This window comes from Micromonospora sp. NPDC049559 (assembly GCF_040676675.1).
GTDB lineage: Bacteria > Actinomycetota > Actinomycetes > Mycobacteriales > Micromonosporaceae > JBFAPK01.
In genome coordinates, this window is sequence record NZ_JBFAPK010000029.1 from 17,421 (window position 1) to 41,153 (window position 23,733).

Genomic DNA, 23,733 nt, shown 5'->3' on the forward strand with positions numbered 1-23,733 from the left:
GTCCGGCTCGGGCCGGTAGATCCACAGAAGTTCGAGAAACGAGGGGCCAGCCAGCTGCGGCCGGCCCCTCGTTCTCCGTAGCCGCACGACTGATGGAGGCGCTGGCCGTTGCCCTACTCGCTGAAATACTTGTAGTCCGAGCAGGGTCCCGGAGAGGTGTCTTCGCTGCCGTCCACCGAGCACACCCTCATCGCGTAGAAGTTCGTGCTCCAAACGTCGTACTGCATCTGAGTGTAGGTACCCGCGCCCTTGCCGTTGTAGCTGGTCATGATGAGCGTGTAGTCATAACCGGTCCAGGAATACAGGTATCCGCGCGCGCCGTGGCCGTCGGCCAAATTGTCGTAGGTCCGGAAGTAGTCCCCGTCGTCGACGTGCTGCATACTGGCGACCTTGGTGCCGCTGCTGTTACGCAGATAGACCCATGTGTCACCGGCGTATGCGGATGCGGGAGTGCTTGTCCCCGCCACCGCGATGGCGGTGACGGCCAGCGCCGCTGCCACGCGAACGGGCCAGCCCTTCAGGGTTTTCCTCCGGCTCTTCAGCATTTTCCCACCTCTCACCCCGGACCACCCCCTGGCGGTCGAGTGCTCGCAACCTAGGGCGCGGATCCGCGCGAGCACAACGAAATGTTGATCTTCTTGAGCTTGACTTGAGCTTTGCATCCGCTGCCGGACGGACCCGCCAGCATGCGGTGGGACCGAACGGGTGAGGGCGGTTGGTGGGCTGTCGATGGACGTTCACCAGGGCCGGGCGTCGGGCCGCCCGGGGTCGGGGCCGCCACGAGGACCCGAGGCTCAACGCGCCGCTGGCGCGGCGACCTCAAGATTCCTTCAAGATCAGCCGGCGTTGATGATCGACGAGCGGGACCTGTTGCGAGGATGAGCGCCGCCATCGCGTCACTCCCAGAGAATAGGTACCGTTGATGAGTCGCATGAAGAGGGCCCTCGTGGGCCGTTCGTCCTCCCGCGTCGGCCTGAGCCGCCGGACCCAGGCCGGGCTTCTCACCCTCGTGGCCACGGCCGCCACCGTGTTCGGTACGGCGACGCCGAGTATGGCGGACGGCGACCAGTACTGGGTCGGATGCGAATCCGCAAGCTCGTCGTGCCAGACCGGCGTCAAGGTCTCGTATCCGGCCGGCGTGTGCACCACCGCGTCGTCGTACTACGGCTCCACCGCTGTCTGCATCGACTACTACGGCGACTGGGTGTACGTCAAGGACGGCGACGCCGACGGTTTCGCGGCGATGGCGCACATCGAAGCCGATGCCGGCGTGCGGGACCGGTACTGCCGTAACCCGCACACCGCCGGTACCTGGGCGAGGTGCCACTTCGACTGGAGCGAGTCCGCCCGGAAAGAGGTAAGCGGCGGCACCCTCCAGAACTACGCCACCATGCCGCTCGACTACCTGTGGTCGTTCTCCAACAACTGATGGCATGGCTGACTTCCGCTGGAGGACTGGGGAGGAACATCGTGCGTAAACCTCGTGGAAAGCTCTTTGCCGCCGCGGTCGCCGGTTCGCTTCTGGCGCTCGCCGTTCCCGGCGCGGCATACGCCGCCTACTACGGATCCGAGACCGACTATGCCGCGTGGACGTCCGACGCCCCGGACTCCACCTCCACCTGCTCGGAGATTATCGGCGGGATCGTCTGCTTCCAGCCGTACGGCGACCTGATCTTCGTCAAGGACCGCTCCGCGGACGGGTACGCGGTCGCGGCCGACTGGTACACCAGCTACGCCGGACCTGCCCGCACCGGCAGTTGTGTCCACAAGCTCACCGCGGACGGGGCAAGGTGGGCCGTCTGCAACAAGGACTTCACGGAAGGGAACGTCGTCCACATCCGCGCGGCGCGCTACAGCGGCGGCAACCCGCTGGATTCCTCCTCGTGGGTCGGGGTCTTCAACGGCTAGCCCTCCTTCGACCAGCGCACCGGGACAGGCCGCGAGGCGCGTTCCTCGCGGCCTGTCCCGGTGTTCCCGCCAGACCCGCTCGATGCCAGTCGGCTCCGGTCGACCGCGTCCTACCGCGAGGACCACCAGGTCGAGGGCGCCGCGGCGGTGAAGCCGAGGGACTCGTACAGCGGCCGGCCCAGCCGGGAGGCGGTGAGCGTGACCGGCAGGTCCGCCAGGCGAGCGAGGGACCCGAGCATGACCGCCCGTCCCACGCCCCGGGAGCGGAAGGCCGGCGGGGTGCCGACCCAGTAGTGGCTGCCGAACCCGTCCTCGACGACGGTGACGCACGCCCCGGCGACCTCGCCGTCGAGGCGGGCGACGAAGACGTCCACACCCGGCTGGTCGAGCAGCGCCATGGGAAACATCTCGCCGCCCCGGTACGGCTCGAACCTGGTCAGCTCGAAGCCCGCGATCACGGCACGCTCGGCCGCCCGTAGCTCCTCCTCGTTCCGCGCCCGGACCACGTCGATCGCCGGTTCCGCGACGGGTCCCGGCTGGCGCAGCATGACCGGCATCTGCCAGCTGCGCATGCCCAGGTGACCCAGGTCGGTCGAGCTGAACGGATCTTCGGCGTCCACCGGTCCCGGGGCGTGGCCAGCCAGTTCGGTGATCTCGGCCAACTCGTCCACGGTGAGCGCGGGCTCCTGGACCAGGATGCGCAGGCCCGCGCGCTCGTCACCGGCGACGGCGAGGAAGCCGGGGCGGCGGATCACCTCGTTGCCGCGGGCCCGGCCGGTCGCGGCCCAGAAGGCGGCGGAGTTGCGGGCCTGGCGCAGCGGTGCCTCGGCCAGGGCGGCGGGCTGCCCGGCGGGGTTCGTGGCAATAGTCATGGTGGTGCCAACTCCTCGTCATCGTCGTCGATGCGCCCCTCCTGGCCCGTGGCGCCAAGGAGATGGTCGGGAGTCAGCGGCTCACCACCGTCTCCCGCTCGACCCGCGACAGCTTCTCAGGATTACGGACGAGGTACAGCCCGCCGATCAAGCCCTCGTCGACCCGTACCGCCATGACGGTGTCGATCTTGCCGTCCCGCCGGAAGATCAGCGCCGGAGCGCCGTTGACCTGTGCCGCCTGCAGCGACATCGTGGCGCCGATCTTGGGCAGACCCTCGGCCAGCAGCCGGGCCACCCGGTCGGCCCCGACGACGGGTGCCAGCGCGGCCTCCACGACTCCGCCACCGTCGCTCAGGAAGACGACGTCCGGTGCGAGCTGGTCGAGCAGGCTCTGCAGGTCGCCGGTTTCGATCGCCCGTTGGAACGCCTCGGTCGCGCGGCGGGTCTCGGCGGCGGAGACGACCTCGCGCGTCCGGCGCGCCGTGACGTGCGCCCGCGCCCGGTGGGCGATCTGGCGAACCGCGGCCGGACTCTTGTCGACGGCCTCCGCGATCTCGTCGTACGCCAGCTCGAAGACCTCGCGCAGGACGAACACCGCCCGCTCGGTCGGCGTGAGCGTCTCCAGCACCAGCAGCATCGCCATCGAGACGCTGTCGGCCAACTCGACGTCCTCCGCCACGTCGGGCGCGGTCAGCAGCGGCTCGGGCAGCCAGGGGCCGACGTAGGACTCCCTGCGCCGGCCGAGCGTACGCAGCCGGCTCAGCGCCTGCCGGGTGGTGATCCGGACCAGGTACGCCCGCCGGTCCCGTACGGTGTCGAGGTCGACGCCCACCCACCGTAACCAGGTCTCCTGCAGGACGTCCTCGGCGTCGGCGGCCGAGCCGAGCAGCTCGTAGGCGACGGTGAACAGCAGATTGCGGTGGGTGACGAACGCCTCGGTGGCGGAGTCCATTCCGCCCTCGGCGAGCGGCCCGGCCGCCTCCGTCGGTGGCTCGCTGCGCTCGCTCATGACTGACTCCTGCCTGTTCGCTCCCGACCGTGGCACACACACGACGCCGGTCCGCGCCACCGTGTGACGCCCACGATCGGTGGCGGGCGCCACACGGCCGCGCGGTCACAGGGATCGAGTCGCCGGCATCTCCATGTCCGTCAGGAAGCCGCGCGGACGATCCGCGCGGTACGCACCCGCCACGAGTGAGGACGAAGTCATGGAACCCCGTATCGACCTTACGACCAACGAACTCGGCGCCAAGATTGGCAAGCGGTTCTACAACGTCAGCCTGGCGATCCAGCAGTCGTCGTTGGCCAGGGCGACCCAGGAACTGGTGATGCTGCGCGCCAGCCAGATCAACGGCTGCGGTTTCTGCGTCGACTACCACACGAAGGAGGCCGCGCACGCGGGGGAGAGTTCGGTGCGCCTCAACCTGGTGGCCGCCTGGCGCCACTCCACCGTGTTCAGCGAGGCCGAACGGGCCGCGCTGGCCCTGGCGGAGGAGGGCACCCGGCTCGCCGACGTCCACCACGGGGTCTCCGACGAGACCTGGGCCGAGGTGCGCAAGCACTACGACGACGACCAGATCGCCGCGCTGGTCTACCTGGTCGCCATGATCAACGCGGCGAACCGGCTCGGCGTGATCGTGCGCAACCAGGGTGGCTCCTACGAGCCCGGCATGTTCGCCAGCCTGTCGAACTGACCGGCGGGTGACCCCCGGCCCGGCCCAGGACCCCGTGCTCCTGGGCCGGGCCCGTCGGACTTCCTGGAAGTGCCGATCACGGCCGGTTTCACATCGTTACGACCAGCTTGCCGGTCGTGTGCAGGCGGGCGAAGTCGACGCAGGCTTGCGCGCCCTCGTCGAGGGTGTAGCGCCGGCCGATCGTGGCGGATAGCTCCCCTCGGGCCGCCAGCTCACCGACCTCGCGCATGCCGCCCAGGGTGCCGTCCATGTCCAGCACGAAATGCAGGGCGACGTCCTCGCGCCCGATCCACTCCTGCTGCGGCACCGGGTAGGTGATCGTGAGGAGACGTCCGCCCGGGCGGACGGCGCTGGCGACTCCGGTGAGCTGGTCGCTCGGCAGCGTCAGGTTGAACGCGACGTCGACGCCGGCCGGGTATTCGGATTCCGCGTACCCGATGGTCTCGTCGGCGCCGATCTCGCGCAGGATGTCGGCGTCGGCGGCGGTCGCGGTGGCGGTCACCCGCGCCTTCGCCCGGGCGAGCAGCGGGAGCAGGGCGGTACCGACGCCACCGGTAGCGCCCACGACCAGGACGGTCTCGCCGGGCTGCACCTTTGCGGTGGCCATCAGCGCGCGTGCGGTCAGACCGATGGTGGGCAGGGCAGCCGCCTGCTCGACGTCGAGGCCGGCCGGACGGTGCGCCAGGAACGGGGTGTCGGCCTCGAAGACCGCGTACTCGGCCAGCGAGCCGGTGCTCAGCGACGGCCGGGTCGCACCGACCATCGGACGCAGCGCCCGCGGGACGGCCTGGCCGAAGATCTCGTCGCCCACCCGGTACGCCGTCACGCCGGCGCCGACCTTGCTGACCGTGCCGGCGAAGTCGTTGCCGGGTACGTGCGGAAACTCCAGCGGTATGGCGTCGCGAAAGTCGCCGCTGGGGAGCCGGACGTCCGCCGGGTTGATCGAGGCGGCGGCGATCCGGACCTGGATCTGTCCCGGCCCGGGCTGGGGCACCGGTACGTCGGCCACCCTGTACTCCTCGGGTGGTCCGTAGCCGGTCGCGACAACTGCCTTCATGTGCTTCCTCCAAAAGCGGACCGCGTGGTCACGTTATGACGGCAAGCTAGCAATAAGCGGACCGGGCGGTCAACTTGTTAGGGTGGGGACGTGACCTCGACCCGTCCGTTGCGTGCCGACGCCGCCCGCAACCGCCGGCTGCTGCTGACGGCGGCCGCGGACGAGTTCGCGGAGCGGGGTCTGGACGCCTCGGTCGCCGACATCGCCCGCCGGGCCGGCGTCGGCAAGGGCACCGTGTTCCGCCATTTCGCCACGAAGGACGACCTGATCGCCGCGATCGTCCTCGACCGCATCGACGCGCTCAACGCGGTCGGCGAGAAGCTGCTCGAAGCGGCGGACCCGGGCGCCGCGTTGCTGGAGTTCCTCACCGTCGCCGCGCATCAGCGACAGCAACGCGACCTGTCGTTCCTGCAGGAGGCCGGCGGGCTGACCGCGGAGGTCACCAGGGTTCGCGACGAGATGTTCCAGACCGTGCACAGGCTGGTCGACCGGGCTCGTGCGCACGGCGCCGTACGGGCGGATGTCACCGGCTCGGACATCCTGCTGCTGATGTGCGCGCCGAACTACGTCACCAGCTACGTGCGGGACGCCTCGCCCGACCTTTGGCGGAGGTACCTCGCCATCATCTTCGACGGCCTGCGCCCGGAAGGCGCCCACCCGCTGCCCCACCCACCGCCGGCGGCACCCTGACGCCAGGGAACGCGCGAATACCGAGAAAGAGTGGTTAAGGTTCGCTGGTCAGCCACTCTTTCTCGGTATTCGCGTACCCGCTCGGCCCGCCGGCCGGCGGGCCTGGAGGTACCGGGCCGGGTAAATCTCCTTGCCCGTTCCGGCGGCTGCCGGACAATTGCCACTCGGGTCGAGGGCCGGGGCAATCATCCCCGCCGGGATGGGGGCGGCGATGACGCGGGCGTTCGTGACGAAGGAGCAGGTCACGTCGCCGGTACGGACCGCCTTCGGGGCCGGGCGCCGGATCGAGGCGATCACCCGGTTGACCGGCGGCAGCAAGAAGGGCGTCTACCGGCTCGCGCTCGACGACGACACGACGGCGCTGCTGTACTACTGGGGTACCCAGGAGAACTACTGGCCGGACCCGCCGGGCGGGGGCCTCGCGGACCGGGCCGACCCGTTCTCGGCCGCCTCGGGCCTCGACCTGTTCCGGGCCGCGCACGCCCGGTTGGACGCGCTCGGGGTGCGCGTACCCCGGATCCACCTGGCCGACGCGAGCGGCGAACACCTTCCGGGCGACCTCGCGCTGGTCGAGGACGTACCGGGCGGGACGCTGGAGGAGTTGCTGGGGCGCGATCCGTCGGCCGCGCGCCCCGCGCTGGACCGGCTCCGCGACCACCTCGGGCGCATGCGGCTGGCGCGCAACGGCCGGCCGGGCAAGGTGGCGCTGGTCGACGGCGCCGAGGCGGTACCCATGAAGTCGCCCGAACGGTACGTCCTCGACCGCGCCCTGGTCGACCTGGCCGATGGCGCGGCGCGGATCGAACGACTGGCCGCGGCCCGCGGGCGGGTGGAGGAACGGCTCCGGCGGCTGGCCGCCGACGTACCGCCACGCGACGGGTACGCCCTGATCCACGGCGAACTCGGTCCGGACCACGTGCTGCTCGACCGGCGCGGCGAGCCGGTGCTGATCGACATCGAGGGCGCGATGTTCTTCGACGTCGAGTGGGAGCACATCTTCCTGCGGCTGCGCTTCGCCGAGCACTACCGCTGGTTGCGGGCGGATGGCCTGGACGAGCGCCGACTGCGCTGCTATGCGCTGGCCATGCACCTGTCGCTGGTGGCGGGGCCGCTGCGGCTGTTGGACGGCGACTTCCCGCATCGCGAGAGGATGCTCGCGATCGTGGCGTACAACCTGGAACGGGTGCTCGCCTTTCCGAACTGACCGGAGCCGGGACGATCGCACGACCGGTGCTACCCGCGCGGCACCCTGACCAGGGAACGCGCGGATACGGAGAAAGAGTGGCTAACGTTCGCCGGTTAGCCACTCTTTCTCCGTATTTGCGTACCCGCTCGACCCGCGGGCCGGGCTCACCGCATGTCGGCCGCGACCTCGGCGGCGGTGAGCCGCCGGAGGGCGAGCATCCCGCCGATCCCGGGGAGTAGCGCCGTCAGCACCAGTCGCGGGGCGAACGGCCGGCGGCGAGCGGTGGCCACCACGACGAAGAGGTACGCGCAACCGTGCAGCGGGCCGAGGAGCGAGGCCACCGGCGCCCAGTGGACGGTCGCGAGGTTCCCCAGCAGGATCACGAGCGAGACGAGTTCGACGAGGGCGGCGACGCGCAGCGGAGTCGGGACGGTCGGCACGGTCACGCCCCCGTGGTGGAGCCGGGGCGCCAGACCATCAGCACCGTCACGGCCGCCCAGAGCACGTTGAACAGGCCGGTCGACATCGCCAGCCGGGCGGTGGCGCGTACGCCGGACGCCGCCCCGTCGGACGGCGGACCGGAGATCGTGGCCCCGCCGGACGCCGCCCCGCCGGGTGCTGCCCCGCCGGGTGCCGCCCCGCCGGACGCCGCCCCGACCGAGGTCGCGGCGGCGAGCAGCGCCTCCTGGCGGGGCAGCACCCCGAAGACGAGCAGTCCGGCCGCGACGGCGGTCAGCCCGATGGCGGTGAGCAACCACGGGTCGCCGAGCACGCCGAGGCTGCTGGCGGTGGCCAGACCGAGGACGGGCACCGCGATGCCCAGCGCGGCGTAGACCCGGCAGATGCGGTGCAGGGTACGCAGGGTCTCCCCGCCGCTGCCGTCGGCGAGGGTACGGCGCGCGGCGGGCGGGAACATGCTCGCGGCTATCGCCACCGGTCCCACGGCGAGGATGGCGGCCAAAACGTGCAGGGAGAGCAGGAGCTTCGTCACGAGCCGGAACGCTAGCGGCGGCGCGGCGGGTGGCACAGTGGCGGGATTGCCATCCTTCGACGGATTCTCGCCAGCGCCCCGTTCCGGCCGGGTACCAGCGGGAAGCGGTCCAGATGGGCGCTGGCCGGGATCCGGCGAGGGCCTACGGTATTGCCATGCACACCGTGGCGATCCTCGCCCTCGACCAGGTCATCCCCTTCGAACTGACCACCCCGATCGAGGTGTTCGGCCGCACCCGGCTGCCCGACGGGCGCCCGGCCTACCGGGTACGGGTCTGCGCGGCGGCGCCCACCGTCGACGCGGGCGCCTTCACGATCCAGGCGCACTGGGGGCTCGACGCGCTGGCGCAGGCCGACACGATCATCGTGCCCGGCCGCGCCGACCCGAGCGTCCCCGTACCCGAGGCGGTGCTGGCGGCGCTGCGGCGGGCCGCCGCGGGCGGTACCCGCATCGCCTCGATCTGTGCCGGCGCCTTCGACCTCGCGGCGACCGGCCTGCTCGACGGCGCGCGGGCCACCACCCACTGGATCGGCGCGGCCCGGCTCGCGCGGCTGTACCCCGCCGTGGAGGTCGACCCGGACGTCCTCTACGTCGACAACGGCCAGTTCCTCACCTCCGCCGGGGCCGCCGCCGGGCTGGACCTCTGCCTGCACCTCATCCGCCGGGACCTCGGCTCGGCCGTCGCCGCCGACGCCGCCCGCCTCTCGGTGATGGCGTTGGAGCGCGAGGGCGGCCAGGCGCAGTTCATCGTGCACGACACCCCGCCGGCCCCGAAGGGCTCGATCCTCGAACCGGTGATGCGTTGGCTGGCCGACAACCTCGACCGCGAACTGAGCCTCGACGACATCGCGGCGCGCGCCGGGATGAGCACCCGCAGCCTCAACCGGCACTTCCGGGAGCAGACCGGCACCAGCCCGCTGCAGTGGCTGCACCGCACCCGGGTCCGCCAGGCGCAGCACCTGCTCGAAGCCACCGGCCACCCCGTCGAGCGGATCGCCGCCCAGGTCGGGTACGGCTCGCCGACCGCGTTCCGGGAACGGTTCAAGCGGGTCGTCGGTACCAGCCCGCAGGCGTACCGCAACTCCTTCCGGGGCGCCGCGTAGCCGGGGGCACCCCCGACCGGCTGTCCCGCCAGGAACCCCGGGCCGTCGCGGAGCGGGCCCGCCGGCCTCAGAAGGAGTAGGTGCGGGCCACCGCGACCATCTCGGAGCTGTGCGAGCCGAGGATGCCGACGCCGGGCGGGCGCGGCTGGAAGCCCGGCAGCCCGGCCAGCCCGTCGCTGGCGTCCATGGCCCGCAGCGACACCGGGCCGCCCCGGGTGGCCAGCTCGAACTCGACCTCGATCCCCTCGGGCGGCGGCGCGTGGAAGACGAGCCCGAAGGACCACGGCCCGCCGTCGTCGACGCGTTGCACCGGTACGTCCCGGCCCGCGACGGTCGCCCGCAGCACGGTCGCGGTCGCCGCGGCGACGTGCAGAGCGACGAGGCGTACCGGCCGCTGGGGCTGGAGCCGCAGCCGCAGGGTGCGCCGGTCCCCGGCGCCGGTGTCGGCGAGCACGGTCAGCGCCGGGGCGGGCAGCGCGGCGGGCTGGGCCGGTCCGGCGAGCGGCTTCGCGTCGCCGAGGACCGGGAACTCGTCGCGTACCGAGACGGGCTGGTCGACGTACCGGGCGGTCCACTCCTGCGGGTCGGTCTGCAGGCTGAGCCAGCGGGCCTGGTTGGTGCCGGCGTCCAGCGCGTACATCAGGTGGGTGGGGACGGGGTGGGCGGCGTCGAAGCGGTCGACCCGGAGCCCGACACCGGTCAGCACCGCCGCCGCCAGCGCGGCCGCGAGGACCGGGACGGCGGCGGCCCGCCGGGCCCGCAGCGCCGCCATCCCACGCTGGCCGCCGGCCTCCGGGTGGAGCAGGTCCAGCACCGGCAGCGCGGCGAAGCCCAGCAGGACCGCGAAGAGCGCGGCCACCCCGCCCAGCCCCAGGCCGAGCGCCGGGAAGAGCAGCACCACCGTGGGAAGCAGGACGACCACGCCGACGGCCGCCCCCGCGGTCACGGCCACCGCCGCCGACGGGCCGGACGGGCGTACCGCGAGGGCCACCAGCCCGCCGGCCGCGCCGGCCAGCGCCGGCAGGCTCGCCAGGTACGCCCCGCCGGGGGTGAGCGCGGCGAGGACCAGCCCGAGCAGGGCCAGCCAGCCCAGCCCGCCGATCGCCAGCGCGGCCGGCCCGACCCGGCGCCGCAGCAGCGCGTACCAGGCGAAGAGGACCGCCGCGGCGAGCGCGAGCACGGCGAGCCGGTACGCCAACGGCCGGTACGGATCGAGCAGCTCCCGGTAGCCGGGCCGCAGGGTGGTGACGCCCAGCCAGAGCAGCTGGGCGGCGACCGGCGCGCCGACGAGCGGTACCGCGCCGAGGCCGAGGCCGGCGAGCAGCCGGGGCCAGGAGGTGCGGCCACGGCGGCGGGCCAGCCAGCCGAGCGCGCCGACCGCCGCGACGGCGATCAGCGCCAGCGGCCAGGTCAGCGTGCCGGGGTAGCGGGCCAGCCCACCCGGCACCGGGAAGTAGGTGGCGTCCCCGCCGGCGCGGACCGTCCCGAGGTCGACCCGGCCGAACTCCCGGGCCAGGCCGAGCGCGTTGTCGCCGTGCTGCTGGAGACTGGACCGGCTCAGCGTGGCCGGCGTGTCGAGCGGGCTGTGGTAGACGGCGGCGCCGTCGATGTAGGCGGAGTTGAGGCCGACGAAGCCGTGGTCGAGGAAGGCGGTGAAGTCGGTGTCGTTGGGGAGCAGGCGGTAGATCTCCACCGCGAACGAGGTACCGATCGGGTGCGGCGCGGCCCGGCCGAAGACCCGTACCAGGCCGGCGTTGCGCCGGGACGTCTCGAACATGATCACCGGTCCGCCGTTGCCCCGCGCCTCCAGGTTCAGCACGACGCCGCCGCCGGCGGCCAGCGGATGCCCGGACGCGAACGCCGAGGCGCCGCAGAGGCACGCCTCCTCGGCGTCGGTGAGGACGAAGACGATGTCGTTACGGGGGCGCGGGCCGGCGGTCAGCGCCCGGGCGACCTCCAGGATCGCGGAGACCCCCGCCGCGTCGTCGTTGCCGCCGGGTCCGACCTGAACCGAGTCGTAGTGCGCGACCAGGAAGATCCGCCCGGTGGAGCCGGTGCCGGGCAGCCGGGCCACCACGTTGCGTACCCGGGCCAGGGTGGCGCCGCCCGCCGCGCCGCTGAGCTGGCCGGCCTCGGTGCCGATCGTCTCCTGTACCTCGGTCTCCAGCCCCAGCCCGCGCAGCACCCCCACCAGGTGCGCGCGGACCTGGTCGGCGGCGGGGCTGCCGGCGGCGTGGGTACCGGCCGCGACGGTACGGGCCTGCGCGTACGCCCGCTCCGCGCTGAACTCGCCGGCCGGCGCGTCGGCGCCGCGCGGTGCCGGGGGCCGGAGCTGGACCAGCATGGCGGCGGCGAGGGCGAACAGCGCGGCCAGCGCGAGTGCCGCGGTCAGCGCGCGCCGCGCGGGGCGGAGCAGGGCACGGTCCGCGGCGGGCGCGAGGGGTGTGCGCACGGATTGCCTCCTGGGGTGGGGTGGCACCATCCTGCCCGGGGCACCTCAAGATCAACAGAACCGGACCGGTGACCGGTGCCGCGCCGTTCGGCGCCGGCGCGTCCCGGACTCGACCGGACGGACACGTAGGGTGTACGCATGGCTTCGACGGTCCCCACCGGCGCGCCCGACCCGGTCGCCGCGCTGACCGAGTTCGTCGAGCGGGTCGCCCCGTTCGACCCCGAACCGTCGGCCGTCCAGGGGACGGTCGAGCTGCGGTACGGCCACGCCACCGAGACGGTTCCGCTCACCCCGCACCTGGCCGGGGCGCTGCGGGAGGCGCTCGCCCGGTACCGGGACCCGGCGGACCGGGGCCGGTGTACGAACTGCGGCGGTCACCGGCTGGACGAGAACCTGCACTGCCCGGACTGCGGCCGGTTGCACGGCGTGCTCGGTGCCATGATCGCCGAGCGGATGGAGCGGGACCGGTGGGGTGCGACCGCGCCGGCGGAGTGAGCGTCGCCACGTCCCGGGACCGGGCGCCGGTCGTGTTGTGCGGGAGCGTTGTCTGGTACAGGATCAGCGAGTTATTCCAGTAGGGGGCCGGATACGGCGACGGTGCAGCGGACGCGGGGAGGCGAGTTGACCAGGGACAAGGTCACCTGTTGGCCGCACCACCGCGGTCACGGCGGCGAGACGTGGGGCGTACGGACGTGACCGGCTCCTCCGTCGTGCCACGCCCGTACGGCCCCGGCGGGCGCGGCCAGCGGCCCGGCCTGCCCCCGGGCGAGCGGCTACGGGTGCTGCTGGTCGAGGACGACGAGGGCGACGCCTTCCTGGTCGGGGAGCTGCTGGCCGAGACGAACGCGCCGATCGACCTGGTGGTCGCGGCCAGCCTGAACGAGGCCCGGCAGCGGATCGCCGGCGTCGACTGCGTGCTGCTCGACCTGGGGCTGCCGGACGCGCAGGGGCTGGACGGGCTGCGCGCCGTGCTGGGCATGTCCAGCGGCGCGGCGGTCTGCGTGCTCACCGGCCGCTCCGACGAGCACCTGGGCATCGGCGCGGTGGCCGAGGGAGCCCAGGACTACCTGGTCAAGGGCCAGGTCGACGGGGTGCTGCTGGCGCGGGCGCTGCGGTACGCGGTCGAGCGCAAGCGCGCCGACGAGAACACCCGCAAGCTGCGCGAGGTGGAGCTGCGCCAGGAGGAGTCCGCCCGGCTGGAGCGGGGCCTGCTGCCGCAGCCGCTGATGGACACCGACCAGGTGGCGGTGCACACGTTCTACCGTCCCGGGCGGCACGACGCCGCGATCGGCGGCGACTTCTACGACGTGGTGCAGACCGCGGCGGACCGCGTGGACCTGATCGTCGGCGACGTCTGCGGGCACGGGGTGGACGAGGCGGCGCTCGGGGTCGAGCTGCGCGTCGCCTGGCGGGCGCTGGTGCTCGCCGGGGTCCCCGACGACGAGGTGATCCCGGCGGTCGAGCAGGTGCTGATGAGCGAGCGCCCGGCCCGTGAGATCTTCGCCACGGTGACCACGGTCCGGCTCGACCTGGCCGCCAACCGGGCCACCGTACGGCTGGCCGGGCATCCGCCGCCGCTGCTGCTCTCCGGTGGCCGGGTCGACCCGGTGCCGGCCCCGAACGGTCTGCTGCTCGGCGTACGGCCGCGCCGGCCCGTCGCCTTCGACCTGGAGTTCGATGCCGATGACTGGTCTCTGCTGCTCTACACCGACGGTCTCATCGACGGCCGGATCGACGGCGGGGAGGAGCGCCTCGACGTGCCGGGCCTGAGCACCCTGGTGGCCGAGGCGAGCGGGGTGCCGCTGCCGGAGCTGCCCGGCCATCTGGTCGGCCGGGCCGAGGAGTTCAACGGCGGGCCGCTCGCCGACGACGTCGCGATGCTGCTGGTGAGCAGGGGAACGGGGCGATGACGGGAACGCGGAACTGGACGCTGCGCCGGCGGGTCATGGCGCTGTGCGTCGTGGTCGGGCTGCTCCTGACGGCCCTGGCGGCGAGCGCGGCGGTGGTCGCCGGCAACAACCGCACCCACCTGAACACGCTGCTGACCAAGACCGGCCCGCTGCGTACCGACGCCGAGCAGCTGCTCGGGGCGCTGGTCGACCAGCAGACCGGCGTCCGGGGCTACGCGGTCAGCGGCCGGCAGGGCGACCTGGCGCCGTACCACAGCGGGCTGGAGCAGGAACGACAGCTGATCGCGGGGATGGACCGGCTGCTCGGCGACCAGCCGGAGATCCGCCAGCAGCTGTTCAGCGTGCGCGACCAGGCGGAGCAGTGGCGCGGGGCGGTCGCCGTGCCGGCGATCGACCTGGTGGCCAAGAGCGGAACCACGGCGGCGCAGGCGTTCCTCAACGAGCAGGCCAGCCAGCGCTTCACCGGGCTGCGGCACTCCGTGGAGACGTTGCAGTCGATGATCCTCCACCTGCGCAACGAGGTCGCGGGCAAGGCCCGGAGCACCGGCAACACGCTGGTCGTACTGCTGGTCATCGCGGCGGCCGTGGTGGTGGTGGCCGGGGTGGCGCTGACCACCTCGCTGAACCGGCTCGTGATCGGGCCGGTGACCGACCTGGCCGCGCAGGTGCGGGACGTCGCGAACGGCGACTACCAGCGCCACATCGACCCGGTCGGGCCGCCCGAGCTGGCGCAGCTCGCCGACGACGTGGACGCGATGCGCCGCAAGATCGCGGCAGACCTGGCCGAGGTACGCGAGGCGCGGACCCGGATCGAGTGGGTCAACGGCCAGCTCCAGAAGCAGGCCGAGGAGCTGGTCCGCTCCAATCGCGACCTGGAGCAGTTCGCGTACGTCGCCTCGCACGACCTGCAGGAGCCGCTGCGCAAGGTGGCCAGCTTCTGCCAGCTGCTGCAACGCCGGTACGCCGGGCAGCTCGACGAGCGGGCCGACCAGTACATCGCCTTCGCGGTCGACGGCGCGCAGCGGATGCAGCGGTTAATCAACGATCTGCTCGCCTTCTCCCGGATCGGCCGGATCACCTCGGGCTTCGCGGAGGTCGATCTGAACCGCGTGATGAGCGAGGTCGCCGCGCAGACCGAGGCGGCCCGCGAGTACGCCGGCGGTACGCTGACCTGGTCCGACCTGCCGGTGGTCGAGGGTGAGGAGGCGCTGCTGGCCAACCTGCTGGCCAACCTGGTGAGCAACTCGCTGAAGTTCCGCCGCCCGGACGTGCCGCCGCGGGTGAGCATCTCGGCCCGCCGCGTCGGCGACGAGTGGGAGATCACCTGCCAGGACAACGGCATCGGGATCGAGGCGGAGTTCGCCGACAAGATCTTCGTGATCTTCCAGCGGTTGCATTCCAGGGACGCGTATCCGGGTACCGGCATCGGACTGGCGATCGTCAAGAAGATCGTCGAGTACCACGGCGGCCGGGTCTGGGCCGACCTGGAGGTTCCCGAGGGTACGGCGATCCGTTTCACCCTGCCGGTCGTCGCCGGTCAGGAGGACGGACCCGCCCCGGCGGAACCGGCGGGTGACACCGAGGCCGACGGGACGGCGAGCGAGAACGCGGCGAGCGGGAACACCGAGACCGGGGAGTCGGCGGGCGGCGGCGAGGCCGGGGAGGGCGACGGAATTGACGCCGGGTCGCCCGCGGACGAGCCGGCGGAGGACGACGCCGTCGGGGTACCCGCCGGATCGGCCGTGACCCGCCCGCGCGCCGGTACGGACCCGGAGGACGGCTCGGCCGGGCCCGGGCCGCGCGACCCCGCGACGGGGTCCACCGGCGGGCGGGAGAGCGTGGCGTGACCGCGCGAGGTGTGGTCAGTGGTACGGCCGGCCGGCTCGGCCGATGTGGAGGAGAGAAGATGACCAGGTACGCGGGACCGGCGGCATGACGGCGCCGGCGGACGGGAAGAGCCCCATCGAGGTGCTTCTCGTCGAGGACGATCCGGGCGACGTGCTGATGACGCAGGAGGCGTTCGAGGAGCACAAGCTGCGCAACCGGCTGACCGTGGTCTCCGACGGCGCCGAGGCGCTCGCCTACCTGCGCCGCGAGGGCCAGTACGCCGACGTGGTGCTGCCGGACCTGATCCTGCTCGACCTGAACCTGCCGAAGCGGGACGGCCGGGAGGTGCTCGCCGAGATAAAGCGGGACGAGCAGCTCTGCCGGATCCCGGTCGTCGTGCTCACCACCTCGCAGGCCGACGAGGACATCCTGCGCAGCTACCAACTGCACGCGAACGCGTACGTGACCAAGCCGGTCGACTTCGAGCGCTTCATCGCGGTGGTACGGCAGATCGACGAGTTCTTCGTCAGCGTCGTCAAGCTTCCGCCCCGGGCCTAGACCGTGCGCGGAGGGCGGGTCCGGTGACCTCCGGACAGAAGATGATCGAAGAGGTCGGCGCGCTGCTGCGGGAGACCGCGGCCGGCGTCGTGCTGCCGGCCTTCGGGCACCTGAACCCCGGCGAGGTGGAGGAGAAGGCCCCCGGCGAGGTGGTGACGGTCGCCGACCGGCAGGCCGAGCGCAAGCTCGCCGAGGGACTGCGGCGGATCCTGCCCGGCTCCGAGGTGGTCGGCGAGGAGGGGGTCGCGGCGGATCCGAGCGAGCTGGACCTGCTCCGGGACCCGGGACCGGTCTGGCTGGTCGACCCGGTCGACGGTACGGCCAACTTCGCCGCCGGACGCCGCCCGTTCGCCATGATGGTCGCGCTGCTGCGCGGCGGGGCCACCGAGGCGAGCTGGATCCTCGACCCGGTCGACGACAGCCTGGCGGTGGCCGTGGCGGGCGAGGGTGCCTACCTCGACGGGGTCCGGGTCCGGGCGAGGCGGGAGGAGCCCGCGCCGGGACGGTTGCGGGGCGCCATGCCGATCCGCTTCCTCCCACCCGACCTGCGGGCCTCGGTGGAGGGGCGCTGGGAGGGGCTGGGTGAGCTGCTGCCGGGGCAGCACTGCGCCGGCCGGGAGTACCCCGACGTCGTGGTGGACCGGCAGCACTTCGCGTTCTTCTGGCGGACGCTGCCGTGGGACCACGCGCCGGGGGTGCTGCTGGTGCGGGAGGCCGGCGGGGTGGCGCGGCGGCTGAACGGTGACCCGTACGACCCGGCCGACGACCAGCGTGGGCTGCTCGTGGCGGCCAACGAACGGATCTGGGAGACCGTACGGGAGAGCCTCGGCTGAACGTACGGTCGGGTAACTCCGACGCGCGGTCTCCACGCCCGGATATTCCGCCATCCCGCTCTGAGTGATCAATCAGTCAGCGGAGAACGCTTCTCCGTTCCGGCACGTGCTCCGGATAGACAGCCGCGAGCCCGGCCGGCGCCACGCCGCCGCGGCGTACGGGTTGTCCGGGCCGGGCCCGGTCGGCGACGTCGACCGGTACCGGCCCCCGGGAAACGACAGCCCGCGGAGAGCGGAGAAAGCGGAGGAACGTCCGTGCAGCAGAACGAGATCGGCCGGCGGAGCCTGCTCGCCGGTGGACTGGCGGCCATCGCGACCACCACCGTCGCCACCCCCGCCCTCGCCGTCGAGGGGGAGCCGGCCGGTACCGCCACCACCACCCCGCAGGTCGAGGAGCGGCTCAAGGGTTACACCTACCCGCTGAGCGCGCGCGGCGTGGCCAACCTGGCCCCGGCCCCGCCGTGGCACTACGTCGGCGACATCGTGGGAGTCGAGTTCTGGACCACCGCGGCGGCCGCCGCGGCCTCGCTGCCCACCGGGCTGACCCCGGACCCGACCAGCTCGGGTCACGGGTACGCCCTCTTCATCGACTGGCAGTTCTCGGGTGAGCACGAGGAGTACCTCGACCCGGTGCGCAGCCAGTACGGCGAGTTCCTGGTCCTGCTCGACGCGGTCTGGCAGGGCACCCCGGTCGCCTGGTGCCCGTTCATCTACGTCGACAACGACGCCGCGCTCGCGCGGGGCTGGGTGCAGGGCTTCCCGAAGAAGCTCGGCGCGATCCACCAGACCCGGGCCTTCGCGGTGGAGAGCCAGGCCGCGCCGGCCGTGGGTACCGGCGGCAGGTTCGCCGCCAGCCTCTCGGCGGCCGGGCGCCGGCTGGCGGACGCGAGGGTGACGCTGGAGAAGACCGCGTCCACGATCCCGGCGCTGGGCCGGCCGATCGTCAACCTGCGGCACTTCCCACAGCTGCGCCTCGGCCAGTACGACAACCCCGCCGTCCACGAGCTGACCATGTCCATCCTGGACACGCCGAAGGTGGCGAACACCTGGACCGGTGCCGGTGAGCTGACCTTCTCGCCCGCGCCGGGCGAGGAGCTGGCGGACCTGGCGCCGCAGCGCGTCGGCGCGGGCTTCCGCGGCTCCCTCTCCTACACCGTCACCGATCTGCGCATTCTCGGCCAGTAGCGGGAGGAAGGGGCCCTGCCGAGGTACGGCGGGGCCCCAGCCCGGGCCGCCGGGTCGGCCGGTTCCGGCCACGACATCGGCGGCCCAGGTGGGGCGGTTTCGGTCGCGACGCCGGCGGGCCGACAGCATCGACGAGTTCCGGTAGGCTGTCCGGCGGTCTCCGCCAGGTGGCGTCCCGCCGGACGCCGGTGGTGGCCGCCGCCGAGGCCTGTCCCGCCGGGGCGGGCGGCCAACGAGAGGAAACGGCTTTCGTGCGCAAGACGGCTACCACCCGGCGCCGCGCGCTGGGCTTCATCGCGGCGCTGGTCGCCACGGCGATGGTCTTCGTTGGCACCCCCGCCGCACCGGCGACGGCCGCGCCCAAGCCGGCACCGGGGGACGAGGGCGGCACCAAGAGCCTGCGCGACGCGCTGGAGGCCGCCGCCCGGGGACACCTGGAGGCGAAGGCGAAGCTCGAAGCCTCGCAGAAGCGACAGGGCGAGCTCACGGCCGAGCTGCAACGGCTGGAGGCGCGGCTCACCGTACTCAGCGCGGAGGTCGGCGTGGTCGCCGCCGAGTCGTACCGGGTCGGCCGGCTCAGCGCCATGTCGATGCTGCTGAACAGCGGCTCGCCCGAGTCGTTCCTGGATCGGGTGGCCGGGCTGGACCTGATGGCGCAGCGCGACAGCCGGCGACTCGGCACGCTGCTGGCGACCCGGGAACAGGCCACCCGGGCCAAGGCAGCGATCGACAACGAGGTCAAGGAGCAGGGGCGGCAGCTCGCCGTACTGGCCAAGCGCAAGCAGGACGCCGAACGCGCGCTGGCCACCGTCGGCGGCGGCGCGGCCGGCGGCTTCATCAGCGCCAACTCGCCGCTGGCCAAGCCGGCGCCGCGCAACTCCGACGGCAGCTGGCCGAAGGAGTCCTGCACCATCGACGACCCGACCACCGACGGCTGCATCACGCCACGCACCCTGCACGCCTACAACGAGGCGCGGGCGGCCGGCTTCAAGCGGTACACCGCCTGCAAGCGCAGCGGCGGCGACGGCGAGCACCCCAAGGGGCGGGCCTGCGACTTCTCCGCCGCCGCGGGCGGGTTCGAGGACAAGAGCGCCACCGGCGGCGACCGGACGTACGGCAACAACCTCGCCGCCTTCCTCGTGAAGAACGCGAGCCGGCTCGGGGTGATGTACGTGATCTGGTACCGGCAGATCTGGATGCCGAGCACCGGGTGGCGGGCGTACAGCGGGGCCGGTAGCCCGGCGGCCGACCATACGAACCATGTTCATCTTTCGATGTTGTGACGTCACGCCACAGCCGCGCTGCGTAGCATCGCAGCGATGGACTCGCTACCGACGGGCGTGACGGACGCCCGACCGACAACCGAACACCAGGCCGGCGGCGTCCGTCCACTGCCGCTCGGTCTCGCCTCCACCCTGGTCTTCCTGGCCAGCGGCGCGGTACTGGTGCTGGAGACCGTCTCGCTGCGCCTCGTCGGCCCGTACCTCGGGGTGACGCTACAGGTCACCAGCGCGGTCATCGGCGTCGCGCTGGCGGCCATCGCGTACGGGGCGTGGCTCGGCGGCTGGCTCGCCGACCGACGGGACCCGCGGCCGTTGCTCGCGCCGGCGCTCGTGCTCAGCGGTATCGCCACCGCGGTCACCCTGCCCCTGGTGCGCTATGCCGGCGAGCTGCTCTCCGGCGGCGCGACCGGAGCGATCCTGCTGCTCACCGCGCTCGCGGTCTTCCTGCCGGCGGCGCTGCTCGCGGCGGTCACCCCGCTGGTGGTCAAGCTGCAGCTCGGCGACCTGCGCCGGACCGGGCAGGTGGTGGGGCGGCTCTCCAGCATCGGAACGCTCGGCGGCATCACCGCCACCCTGGCGACCGGATTCGTGCTGGTGGCCGCGCTCTCCACCACGGTCATCATGCTCGGCCTCAGCGCCCTGCTGGTGCTGGCCGGGATCGCGCTCGGGATCTACCTGCGCCGCCGGGACCGCACGGGCGTACCGGGGGCGTTGCGGTTGCGGGCCGGGCTGGTCGTGCTCGGGCTGGCCGGCGCGGGCCTGGCCGCCGTGGCGCCGAACCCGTGCGACGTGGAGACGGCGTACCACTGCGCCTCGGTCGAGGCCGACCCGGGGCGCCCGAGCGGACGGGTGCTGCGCCTCAACTCGGCCGAACACTCCTATGTCGACCTCGCCGACCCGAGGCACCTGCACTACGCGTACACGCAGTGGATCGGGGCGGTCACCGACGTGATGGCGCCGCCCGGCCGGCCGTTGGAGGCGGTGCACCTCGGCGGTGGCGGCTTCACCGTGCCCCGGTACCTGACCGCCACCCGCCCGGGCAGCGGCAACACCGTCTTCGAGATCGACGGTGGGCTGGTCGCCCTCGGCGAGCGGGAGCTGGGGCTGCGTCCCGGAGCGGACCTGCGCCCGGTGGTCGGGGACGCCCGGATGCTGGTGGGCCGGCGCGCCGGCGCCAGCGCCGACCTGGTCGTCGGCGACGCGTTCGGCTACCTCGTGGTCCCCTGGCACCTCGCCACCCGGGAGATGGCGGCCCAGATCCGGCGGGTGATCCGCCCGAACGGCCTGTACGTGCAGAACGTCATCGACCACCCGCCGCTGCGCTTCATCCGGTCCGAGCTGGCCACCGTGGCGGCCGAGTTCGCGCACGTCGCCCTGATCGCACCGCCGGCCGCGATCGCCGGCGAGCAGGGCGCCAACTTCGTGATCGTCGCCTCGCCGTCGCCGCTGCCGCTGGACGCGCTCCGGGCCCGGCTCACCGCCACCGTCACCGATCCGGTCACCCTGCTCGCGGGCGCACCGCTGGCCGAGTTCGTCGGCGACGCCCTGGTCCTCACCGACGAGTACGCCCCGGTGGACCAGCTGCTCGCCACCGCCTGATCCGCCGCGCCGGCCGGGGGCGCGACCGCCGGACCCGCCGCGCCGGCCGAGGGCGCGACCGCCTCCGGCGGCCCGGGCGCGGGTAGCCGTGACCGATTTCGAATGAGCAGGTGTCAAGCCGCCGGCCAGGGGCAATGAATCGCGTCATGGGTGGTGCGGGCGGTGCGGTGGAGATCGGCCCCCGGCTGCTCGGCGGGCGGTACCGCCTGGTCGAGCGGCTAGGTGCGGGCGGCATGTCGGTGGTGTGGCGCGGGTACGACGAGGTGCTGGGCCGGCAGGTGGCGGTCAAGGTGCTCGCCGACAGCCTCGCCAGTGACCGGTCCTTCCGGCACCGGATCAGGCTGGAGGCGCAGGCCGCGGCGCGGCTCTGCCACCCGAACATCACCAATGTCTACGACTACGGCGAGGCCGTCGAGGCCGGCGCGACCATCCCGTACGTGGTGATGGAGCTGGTCGGCGGGGAGTCCCTGGCGAGCCGGCTCGGTCGGCGGAACCGGCTGCCCTGGCGGGAGGCGGTGACCGCCTGCGCCGAGGTCGCGGCCGCGCTGGCCACCGCGCACGCCCGCGGCGTGGTGCACCGCGATGTCACGCCGGGCAACGTGATGCTCACCCGCACCGGCGCGAAGGTCGTCGACTTCGGCATCTCGGCGGTGGTGGGCGAGCGCGAGGCGGGACCGGACGGGCATCTGCTCGGCACCCCCGCCTACCTGGCCCCCGAGCGCCTGGAGGACGGGCAGGTCTCGCCCGCCACCGACGTCTACGCGCTGGGGCTGCTGCTCTACCGCATGCTGAGCGGCCGGCTGCCGTGGGACGCGAGCACCGGTACCGAGCTGCTCCGGGCCCACCTCTACCAGGATCCCGCGCCGCTGCCGCCGGTGGACGGGCTGCCCGAGGAGGTGGCGCGGCTCTGCGAGCGCTGCCTGGCCAAGGCGCCCGAGCAGCGGCCGGCGAGCGTCGCGCTCGCCCGTACGCTGGCCGAGGCGGCCGGCATCCTGGTGGCGCTGCCCGTGGCGGGCGACGCCACCACGGCCGCGGGGGCACCCGAGGCGGGCACCACCCTGCTGCCCTGGTCCGCCGAGACCGACACCCTGCCGCCGTCGCTCTCGCGGCGCGAGGCGACGGCCCGCCGGGAGGCGGTGGCGCGGCGTCGCCGCCGGGCCGAGGCGATGGTGGTCGGCGCCGGCCTGCTGGCGATCACCGGCCTGGTCTGGGCGGGCACCTCGCGTACGCCGTCGAGCGGCGGTGCCGAACCGGCCGCGGCCGACGCCGTTCCGGCGAGCTGCCGGGTCGAGTACGCGCTGCGCGAGGACTCCGGCAACGCCTTCGACGCGGAGCTGAAGGTGACCAACACCGGCCGTACGCCGCTGCGCGACTGGGAGCTGACCTTCGCGTTCCCGGGCGACCAGACGGTGCACGGGGGCAGGTCGGCGTACTGGAGCCAGCGCGGGCGCGACGTGACCGCCGAACCCGCGAGCGAGCAGTCCGAACTGCTGCCGGGTGCCTCCGCCGCGCTCGGGCTGACCGGCAGCTACGCGGGCGCCAACCCGCTCCCGGTGCGGTTCCGGCTCGCCGGGTCGGTCTGTGACGTCCAGGTCTCGGCCATGGCCGGCCGCCCGGCCCAGACGCCCGGTACCCGGGCCGTGGCGGCGGTGACCTCGCCCGCAGCGCCGGCCCGGGGCGGTACGGGCGCCGGGGAGCGGGCCGGGTCGCCGGGCGGGGGCGGCCCGAGCCGACCGAAGATCGGCGAGAAGAAGCCGGGTCCGCCGCCGCACGACGGACCGAAGGAGAAGGCGAAGGGCAAGGGCAGGGCGGACGACTGAGCCGCGGGTCGGCCGGCCGACCGGGGACCGGGGAGGCCGGACCGGCTCCTCAGCCGATCGCGGCGAAGCGCTGGACCTGCTCGATCGTCCCCTCGATCACCAGTACGCCGTCGCGCGGGATCACGGTTTCCGGACCGGCGTACTCGAACGGGCCGGTGGGGCTCTTCACCCCGACCACCACGACGCCGTACCGTTCCCGGAGCCCGATCTCGGCCAGCGACCGGCCGGCCACGCTGTCCGGCGCGCGGGTCTTGGCGATGGCGAAGTCCTCGCCGAAGTCGATGAAGTCGAGCAGGTTGCTGATGATCAGGTGCGCGACGCGCTCGCCCATCGCGGCCTCCGGGAAGATCACGTGTTGCGCGCCGACCGAGGAAAGGATGCGGGCATGCCGGGTGGAGGTGGCCCGGGCCCAGATCTGCGGTACGCCGATCTCGGCGAGCGCGAGCACGGTGAGGACGCTGGCCTCGACCCCGGCGCCGATCGCGACCACGACCCGGGGGAAGTCGCCGATCCCGAGCTGCCGCAGCGCGGCGTCGTCGGTCGAGTCGGCCTGTAGCACGTACGGGAGCCGGTGGGACCACCTGCGCACCAGCCGCGCGTCCTCGTCCACGGCGAGCACCCGGTGACCGAGGCGGGAGAGCGACTCGGCCACGTGGCCCCCGAACCGCCCCAGCCCGATCACGGCGACGTCGCCACCGACGCCGGGCCGGCCACCGCTAACCGGCAACGAGCCACCCCTGGGGGTGGGCGGTTCCCGGTCCGCGC

The 23,733-nt window shown here is 73.3% G+C and carries 23 protein-coding genes; 15 read left to right on the top strand and 8 right to left on the bottom strand.

The window, feature by feature from the left end; genetic code table 11:
- Positions 1 to 113: 113 nt before the first annotated feature.
- Positions 114 to 545 carry a hypothetical protein gene (locus AB0J86_RS26635; RefSeq protein WP_363860345.1) on the bottom strand — a complete coding sequence of 144 codons (432 nt, stop codon included), beginning with the start codon at positions 543 to 545 and terminating at the stop codon, positions 114 to 116.
- A gap of 377 nt (positions 546 to 922) precedes the next feature.
- Here AB0J86_RS26635 and AB0J86_RS26640 point away from each other — a divergent pair, with 377 nt between their 5' ends.
- Together AB0J86_RS26640 and AB0J86_RS26645 are read left to right on the top strand one after the other, a co-directional pair.
- Complete coding sequence (locus AB0J86_RS26640; RefSeq protein WP_363860346.1) at positions 923 to 1,429, top strand: hypothetical protein; 507 nt, start codon at positions 923 to 925, stop codon at positions 1,427 to 1,429.
- A 41-nt stretch (positions 1,430 to 1,470) separates the two neighbouring features.
- Entirely contained in the window at positions 1,471 to 1,908 is a 438-nt protein-coding gene (locus AB0J86_RS26645) for a hypothetical protein (protein WP_363860347.1), read from the top strand.
- 110 nt (positions 1,909 to 2,018) lie between these two features.
- Here the strand turns inward: AB0J86_RS26645 and AB0J86_RS26650 are convergent, their stop codons facing one another.
- Positions 2,019 to 2,780, bottom strand: a complete 762-nt coding sequence (locus AB0J86_RS26650) for a GNAT family N-acetyltransferase (RefSeq protein ID WP_363860348.1) — start codon at positions 2,778 to 2,780, stop codon at positions 2,019 to 2,021.
- Positions 2,781 to 2,853: 73 nt separating this feature from the next.
- On the bottom strand, positions 2,854 to 3,732 hold the full coding sequence (locus AB0J86_RS26655) for an RNA polymerase sigma-70 factor (RefSeq protein WP_363860431.1): 879 nt from the start codon (positions 3,730 to 3,732) through the stop codon (positions 2,854 to 2,856).
- Between the two features lie 256 nt (positions 3,733 to 3,988).
- Here AB0J86_RS26655 and AB0J86_RS26660 point away from each other — a divergent pair, with 256 nt between their 5' ends.
- A complete protein-coding gene (locus AB0J86_RS26660; protein WP_363860349.1) occupies positions 3,989 to 4,474 on the top strand; it encodes a carboxymuconolactone decarboxylase family protein in 486 nt (161 codons plus the stop codon).
- A gap of 88 nt (positions 4,475 to 4,562) precedes the next feature.
- Here AB0J86_RS26660 and AB0J86_RS26665 read toward each other — a convergent pair whose 3' ends face one another.
- Positions 4,563 to 5,531, bottom strand: coding sequence for an NADP-dependent oxidoreductase (locus AB0J86_RS26665; protein WP_363860350.1), 969 nt, complete (start codon positions 5,529 to 5,531; stop codon positions 4,563 to 4,565).
- A gap of 90 nt (positions 5,532 to 5,621) precedes the next feature.
- On the opposite strand from AB0J86_RS26665, the gene AB0J86_RS26670 reads away from it, so the two are divergent.
- Positions 5,622 to 6,221 carry a helix-turn-helix domain-containing protein gene (locus AB0J86_RS26670; protein ID WP_363860351.1) on the top strand — a complete coding sequence of 200 codons (600 nt, stop codon included), beginning with the start codon at positions 5,622 to 5,624 and terminating at the stop codon, positions 6,219 to 6,221.
- Between the two features lie 211 nt (positions 6,222 to 6,432).
- A complete protein-coding gene (locus AB0J86_RS26675) occupies positions 6,433 to 7,425 on the top strand; it encodes a phosphotransferase (RefSeq protein WP_363860352.1) in 993 nt (330 codons plus the stop codon).
- A 146-nt stretch (positions 7,426 to 7,571) separates the two neighbouring features.
- Here the strand turns inward: AB0J86_RS26675 and AB0J86_RS26680 are convergent, their stop codons facing one another.
- Both AB0J86_RS26680 and AB0J86_RS26685 read right to left on the bottom strand, forming a co-directional pair.
- Positions 7,572 to 7,853, bottom strand: coding sequence for a DUF3817 domain-containing protein (locus AB0J86_RS26680; protein WP_363860353.1), 282 nt, complete (start codon positions 7,851 to 7,853; stop codon positions 7,572 to 7,574).
- A complete protein-coding gene (locus tag AB0J86_RS26685) occupies positions 7,850 to 8,398 on the bottom strand; it encodes a hypothetical protein (RefSeq protein WP_363860354.1) in 549 nt (182 codons plus the stop codon). Before AB0J86_RS26685 ends, AB0J86_RS26680 begins: the two co-directional genes overlap by 4 nt.
- A 155-nt stretch (positions 8,399 to 8,553) precedes the next feature.
- On the opposite strand from AB0J86_RS26685, the gene AB0J86_RS26690 reads away from it, so the two are divergent.
- Positions 8,554 to 9,501: a helix-turn-helix domain-containing protein gene (locus tag AB0J86_RS26690; RefSeq protein ID WP_363860355.1), complete on the top strand. Its 948-nt coding sequence runs from the start codon at positions 8,554 to 8,556 to the stop codon at positions 9,499 to 9,501.
- A gap of 67 nt (positions 9,502 to 9,568) precedes the next feature.
- Here AB0J86_RS26690 and AB0J86_RS26695 read toward each other — a convergent pair whose 3' ends face one another.
- On the bottom strand, positions 9,569 to 11,845 hold the full coding sequence (locus AB0J86_RS26695) for a M28 family peptidase (protein WP_363860432.1): 2,277 nt from the start codon (positions 11,843 to 11,845) through the stop codon (positions 9,569 to 9,571).
- Positions 11,846 to 12,091: 246 nt separating this feature from the next.
- Here AB0J86_RS26695 and AB0J86_RS26700 point away from each other — a divergent pair, with 246 nt between their 5' ends.
- From AB0J86_RS26700 to AB0J86_RS26740, 9 genes are all read left to right on the top strand, one after another.
- Positions 12,092 to 12,448 (top strand): hypothetical protein, encoded by a 357-nt coding sequence (locus tag AB0J86_RS26700; RefSeq protein ID WP_363860356.1) that lies wholly within the window; start codon positions 12,092 to 12,094, stop codon positions 12,446 to 12,448.
- 215 nt (positions 12,449 to 12,663) lie between these two features.
- Positions 12,664 to 13,863, top strand: a complete 1,200-nt coding sequence (locus AB0J86_RS26705) for a fused response regulator/phosphatase (protein ID WP_363860433.1) — start codon at positions 12,664 to 12,666, stop codon at positions 13,861 to 13,863.
- Complete coding sequence (locus AB0J86_RS26710) at positions 13,860 to 15,710, top strand: ATP-binding protein (RefSeq protein ID WP_363860357.1); 1,851 nt, start codon at positions 13,860 to 13,862, stop codon at positions 15,708 to 15,710. The genes AB0J86_RS26705 and AB0J86_RS26710 overlap by 4 nt, the downstream gene beginning before the upstream one ends.
- An 85-nt stretch (positions 15,711 to 15,795) precedes the next feature.
- On the top strand, positions 15,796 to 16,248 hold the full coding sequence (locus AB0J86_RS26715; protein ID WP_363860358.1) for a response regulator: 453 nt from the start codon (positions 15,796 to 15,798) through the stop codon (positions 16,246 to 16,248).
- 41 nt (positions 16,249 to 16,289) lie between these two features.
- Positions 16,290 to 17,081, top strand: a complete 792-nt coding sequence (locus AB0J86_RS26720) for an inositol monophosphatase family protein (protein WP_363860434.1) — start codon at positions 16,290 to 16,292, stop codon at positions 17,079 to 17,081.
- Positions 17,082 to 17,336: 255 nt separating this feature from the next.
- Complete coding sequence (locus AB0J86_RS26725) at positions 17,337 to 18,266, top strand: acetoacetate decarboxylase family protein (protein ID WP_363860359.1); 930 nt, start codon at positions 17,337 to 17,339, stop codon at positions 18,264 to 18,266.
- Between the two features lie 317 nt (positions 18,267 to 18,583).
- The gene (locus AB0J86_RS26730) at positions 18,584 to 19,549 is read left to right on the top strand and encodes a hypothetical protein (RefSeq protein WP_363860435.1); all 966 of its coding nucleotides are present in this window, start codon (positions 18,584 to 18,586) and stop codon (positions 19,547 to 19,549) included.
- 36 nt (positions 19,550 to 19,585) lie between these two features.
- Complete coding sequence (locus AB0J86_RS26735; RefSeq protein ID WP_363860360.1) at positions 19,586 to 21,148, top strand: fused MFS/spermidine synthase; 1,563 nt, start codon at positions 19,586 to 19,588, stop codon at positions 21,146 to 21,148.
- 146 nt (positions 21,149 to 21,294) lie between these two features.
- Entirely contained in the window at positions 21,295 to 22,968 is a 1,674-nt protein-coding gene (locus AB0J86_RS26740) for a serine/threonine-protein kinase (RefSeq protein WP_363860361.1), read from the top strand.
- Between the two features lie 49 nt (positions 22,969 to 23,017).
- On the opposite strand, the gene AB0J86_RS26745 is transcribed toward AB0J86_RS26740, so the two are convergent.
- Positions 23,018 to 23,695 (bottom strand): TrkA family potassium uptake protein, encoded by a 678-nt coding sequence (locus AB0J86_RS26745; RefSeq protein WP_363860362.1) that lies wholly within the window; start codon positions 23,693 to 23,695, stop codon positions 23,018 to 23,020.
- Positions 23,696 to 23,733 lie beyond the last annotated feature (38 nt).

Coding starts and splice junctions, on each gene's coding strand:
- AB0J86_RS26715 (WP_363860358.1), top strand. CDS start 15,796: ATGACGGCGCCGGCGGACGGGAAGAGCCCCATCGAGGTGCTTCTCGTC.
- AB0J86_RS26740 (WP_363860361.1), top strand. CDS start 21,295: ATGGGTGGTGCGGGCGGTGCGGTGGAGATCGGCCCCCGGCTGCTCGGC.
- AB0J86_RS26735 (WP_363860360.1), top strand. CDS start 19,586: ATGGACTCGCTACCGACGGGCGTGACGGACGCCCGACCGACAACCGAA.
- AB0J86_RS26700 (WP_363860356.1), top strand. CDS start 12,092: ATGGCTTCGACGGTCCCCACCGGCGCGCCCGACCCGGTCGCCGCGCTG.
- AB0J86_RS26650 (WP_363860348.1), bottom strand. CDS start 2,780: ATGACTATTGCCACGAACCCCGCCGGGCAGCCCGCCGCCCTGGCCGAG.
- AB0J86_RS26695 (WP_363860432.1), bottom strand. CDS start 11,845: ATGCTGGTCCAGCTCCGGCCCCCGGCACCGCGCGGCGCCGACGCGCCG.
- AB0J86_RS26640 (WP_363860346.1), top strand. CDS start 923: ATGAGTCGCATGAAGAGGGCCCTCGTGGGCCGTTCGTCCTCCCGCGTC.
- AB0J86_RS26665 (WP_363860350.1), bottom strand. CDS start 5,531: ATGAAGGCAGTTGTCGCGACCGGCTACGGACCACCCGAGGAGTACAGG.
- AB0J86_RS26690 (WP_363860355.1), top strand. CDS start 8,554: ATGCACACCGTGGCGATCCTCGCCCTCGACCAGGTCATCCCCTTCGAA.
- AB0J86_RS26675 (WP_363860352.1), top strand. CDS start 6,433: ATGACGCGGGCGTTCGTGACGAAGGAGCAGGTCACGTCGCCGGTACGG.
- AB0J86_RS26660 (WP_363860349.1), top strand. CDS start 3,989: ATGGAACCCCGTATCGACCTTACGACCAACGAACTCGGCGCCAAGATT.
- AB0J86_RS26730 (WP_363860435.1), top strand. CDS start 18,584: ATGGTCTTCGTTGGCACCCCCGCCGCACCGGCGACGGCCGCGCCCAAG.
- AB0J86_RS26635 (WP_363860345.1), bottom strand. CDS start 545: ATGCTGAAGAGCCGGAGGAAAACCCTGAAGGGCTGGCCCGTTCGCGTG.
- AB0J86_RS26710 (WP_363860357.1), top strand. CDS start 13,860: ATGACGGGAACGCGGAACTGGACGCTGCGCCGGCGGGTCATGGCGCTG.
- AB0J86_RS26720 (WP_363860434.1), top strand. CDS start 16,290: ATGATCGAAGAGGTCGGCGCGCTGCTGCGGGAGACCGCGGCCGGCGTC.
- AB0J86_RS26655 (WP_363860431.1), bottom strand. CDS start 3,732: ATGGACTCCGCCACCGAGGCGTTCGTCACCCACCGCAATCTGCTGTTC.